Raw genomic sequence first — 2,471 nt, 5'->3', positions numbered from 1 at the left:
CAGGTGTGTACACATGGCACACTCAGTACACTTGAGCGCATGACGCAGCCACTGCCCATAGAGTCCATCCGGGACGTACGTGCGCACCTGGCCGAGGTCGTGGAGCGCGCCGATCGAGATGACATGCCCACCGTGATCACCCGACGGGGCAAGCAGATTGCCGCCGTCGTCTCCATCGAGGTGCTGCGCAAGTACCAGGAATGGGAAGAGCGCGAGATCAACCGGATCATCGACGAACGCATGGCCAACCCGGCACCCGGCATCCCGATCGAGGACATCATGAGGGAGACCCTGGCGCGCGGTGAGTGAGTACCGAACCGTCTTCCGGCCAGAGGCACAGGCCGAGCTCCGGAAGATCCCTCGCGACATGGCCCTACGCATCCTGACCAAACTGACCGAGCTGGAGAGCGACCCCCTCGGCTGTAACACCACCGCGTTCGTGTCACAACCAGAACGCCGTCGACTGCGGGTCGGCGACTACCGGATCGTCTACACGATCGACAAGGGAGAGCTCGTGGTGTGGGTCATCCACGTCGGGCATCGCTCCACCGTTAACGACACCTGATCCCGACCGATCCAGCGTCTGAACATCCAGCACAGGTCCAGCAGAGGCAAACCCTTAGCCTTCTACACCTACATGCGGGCGCTATTCCGTCTCACTACTCCGTTCCCACTGAGCGCTGTTCCAAAGCGCCGTGATGACAGGAACCATGTGCTCGGGATCCTGATAGGGCGCCATCTCCGACAGTGCTCTGACAAACTTGTGCAGCATGCTGAGGGAGAAATGTTCAGGCCGCATGAAGTTCTTGCGCAGCGTCTCGCACGCGTTCGGCGCGAGGCCCATGGCAGCGATTGCTTCGGCGAACGTTGGCGTGCCGGCATCGACGTACAAGAAGTACGGGCAGCGCCCTGGAATCCTTCTGGCGCCCTTAGGGAAGCCGCATGGGGTGGTGCCCACGGTCTCGTCGAAGAGCTTATCGGCTGAGCAGCGTGGGCCGAAGCCGCCTGCTTTACAGCGTCTTCGTGATCTGCAAACGCACGAGTTATGCCGTCGCCCCAGGCAGCTGGTGTTCCATCGGTAGCGTCAGCCGTCCTAGTGTCCTGAGTCGTTAATTCGTGTGCAATATGCGGCGAGGGTGTCGAGGATGTCGTCGGCGATCTTCGTCCAGACGAATCACAATTGAGGTCTTCGAGGTCTGCTTGCGACAATTCATCAAAATGGGCCCTCAGAATTGATCGCGATACCGCATAAGAGCCCTAACGTACTCATCAACTGGTTCGGCCTGACTAAGGAAGGTGACATCAGCCGTTCAGCGACTCCCCATTTCGCCACACGAAAGGTTGAACCGGAAATCAGCTACGGCGGAGCTAAATGTCAAACCCAGGAATTCCACCTGCAGAAACCCAGGTTAGGTCATCCCAGCACGGAAGAGACGTCCCAGCACATCGGACACTCACCGATCAGTAGCGATACCGGGCAGCGAGGATGACGATCTCCTTGTCCGTCACCAGATAGACGAGGCGGTGCTCTTCATCGATCCGCCGCGACCAGACCCCAGGCAGGTGATACTTCAGCGGCTCCGGCTTGCCGATGCCCGCGAAGGGGTCACGCCTGACATCTTCGATGAGCTTGTTGATCCGGGCGAGCATCTTACGGTCGTTCCTGAGCCAGGACGTGTAGTCCTCCCAGCCCTGATCCTCGAATACGAGCCTCACGCGGCACCCGCACCTGCGTCCGGTGACTCGGGGTCGATCAACTCACGCTCCGACACGTTGACGTGCGACAGGGCGTTCTCGTACGCCTTGAGCAACCGCCGGGCGTTCGCTGGCGAGCGCAGCAGGTAGGAGCCCTCGCGCAGCGCCATGTAGTCCTCAGCCGAGACAAGCACCGCGTTACCGTGCTTGGAGACAATCTCGATGGCCTCATGGTTCTCGTTGACCTTTTTGATCAACGGAAACAGTTCCTTGCGCGCTTCACTCGCAGTTATGGACATGACTTCAAACCTCCCATCCAGTGGTACCCAATAACGTACCACTCTTGGTGTCATCCGAGAGGGGAAGCCGACTGATGGTCACTCAGCTGATCCAGCACCCATCCAGCACGGGAAAGGCCAGGGGCCCACCTCCGGAGAGGTGGTCCCCATCTGACCTGCATGTTTGCCACGTCCAACGACGTGGTGATATTTCATCCGCTCAGACGTTGAAGCGGAACTCGACCACAAGGCTGTGACCTGCGGAAATGCAGGCGCATCCCAGCACCATCCCAGCACGGGATGCGCGACGAAGTACAAGAAAAACCGAAGATCGCCAACGCTACATGGCAGCGCCCGCACATGCCTGAAGTCTGCGGAACTTCTACGCACGCCACATCAGGCTCGTGCCACCACGCCGAACCTCACAGAGCAGCACAGCGCTCGCGCTCACTCACGGTCTTCCCGGACGCCAGCGGCCAGCTCCACCGCCTGGCCGCC

The 2,471-nt window shown here is 60.1% G+C and carries 5 protein-coding genes; 2 read left to right on the top strand and 3 right to left on the bottom strand.

Annotated features, from left to right (window positions below):
• The first annotated feature begins 39 nt into the window (after positions 1–39).
• Together EES43_RS19440 and EES43_RS19435 are read left to right on the top strand one after the other, a co-directional pair.
• Positions 40–309: a type II toxin-antitoxin system Phd/YefM family antitoxin gene (locus tag EES43_RS19440; RefSeq protein WP_015578585.1), complete on the top strand. Its 270-nt coding sequence runs from the start codon at positions 40–42 to the stop codon at positions 307–309.
• Complete coding sequence (locus EES43_RS19435; protein WP_124269881.1) at positions 302–565, top strand: type II toxin-antitoxin system RelE family toxin; 264 nt, start codon at positions 302–304, stop codon at positions 563–565. Before EES43_RS19440 ends, EES43_RS19435 begins: the two co-directional genes overlap by 8 nt.
• Positions 566–646: 81 nt before the next feature.
• On the opposite strand, the gene EES43_RS19430 is transcribed toward EES43_RS19435, so the two are convergent.
• From EES43_RS19430 to EES43_RS19420, 3 genes are all read right to left on the bottom strand, one after another.
• Positions 647–958 (bottom strand): hypothetical protein, encoded by a 312-nt coding sequence (locus EES43_RS19430; protein WP_124269880.1) that lies wholly within the window; start codon positions 956–958, stop codon positions 647–649.
• Positions 959–1,461: 503 nt separating this feature from the next.
• The gene (locus EES43_RS19425) at positions 1,462–1,716 is read right to left on the bottom strand and encodes a Txe/YoeB family addiction module toxin (RefSeq protein ID WP_124269879.1); all 255 of its coding nucleotides are present in this window, start codon (positions 1,714–1,716) and stop codon (positions 1,462–1,464) included.
• Positions 1,713–1,994, bottom strand: a complete 282-nt coding sequence (locus EES43_RS19420; protein ID WP_124269878.1) for a type II toxin-antitoxin system Phd/YefM family antitoxin — start codon at positions 1,992–1,994, stop codon at positions 1,713–1,715. The genes EES43_RS19425 and EES43_RS19420 overlap by 4 nt, the downstream gene beginning before the upstream one ends.
• Positions 1,995–2,471: the final 477 nt, after the last annotated feature.

Source organism: Streptomyces sp. ADI96-02 (assembly GCF_003846185.1).
GTDB lineage: Bacteria > Actinomycetota > Actinomycetes > Streptomycetales > Streptomycetaceae > Streptomyces.
This window is presented reverse-complemented; position numbering and strand designations above follow the sequence as displayed.

Excerpts from the sequence above, each read along its gene's own strand:
- EES43_RS19420 (WP_124269878.1), bottom strand. The coding sequence starts at position 1,994 with ATGTCCATAACTGCGAGTGAAGCGCGCAAGGAACTGTTTCCGTTGATC.
- EES43_RS19440 (WP_015578585.1), top strand. The coding sequence starts at position 40 with ATGACGCAGCCACTGCCCATAGAGTCCATCCGGGACGTACGTGCGCAC.